Genomic DNA, 662 nt, shown 5'->3' on the forward strand with positions numbered 1-662 from the left:
GTGAGTTGACGCGGACCAGGTCGATCTCCGGCGGCAGTACTCGCGGGGTCACCGCGCTCTTGAGTACCGCAAAGGACTTGCTGAGGACGAGCATGCCGAGCGCGGCCGGATACAACACCCAGCTGTCGAAGTTGAACACCAGCACCACCGCCAGCACGGTGCGCAACCCGAATGAGGTGGCGAGCGCGATGCGTCGGCCTTGCTGCAACCGGTCGAGCAGCGGTCCGATGAGCGGCGCGATCAACGCGAACGGCGCGATGGTGATGACGAGATACAGCGCGACCTTGGTCTTGTCCTCACCGGTGGCGGCCGAGAAGAAGAGCGTGTTGGCCAATGCGATCGCCAGCGCGGCATCCGAGGCGAAGTTGGCCATGGTCGCGTAGGTGAGTGCCGTCAGACCGGACTTGTCGGCACCGTCGGCCTTCGCGGCTCGCTGGAACGATGCGATGCCCTTGCCGGTCAGTTCGCGTCCGCGCATGGCGGCGACGCGGGTGACGGTCAGCTTCTTGGGCATCGGCGGCGGCTTGCGTTGGCCGGACTTGCCGCGCGCCGCAGTGATCTGCTCGCTCCGCGGCGGGTGCAACGGCGGCAAGGGCTGACGCCGGCTCGGAACGTGCGTGGACGCAGGAGGAACAGCGGTCGGGTAATTCGCCAGACCGGGG

Annotated in this window: 1 pseudogene; it reads right to left on the reverse strand. The window is 67.2% G+C overall.

Annotation, left to right across the window (positions count from 1 at the left end):
* A pseudogene (locus tag RHBS_RS28365) lies at positions 1-662 on the reverse strand (MFS transporter); the annotation flags it as partial.

It is taken from the genome of Rhodococcus sp. BS-15 (genome assembly GCF_000813105.1).
Taxonomy (GTDB): Bacteria; Actinomycetota; Actinomycetes; order Mycobacteriales; family Mycobacteriaceae; genus Rhodococcoides.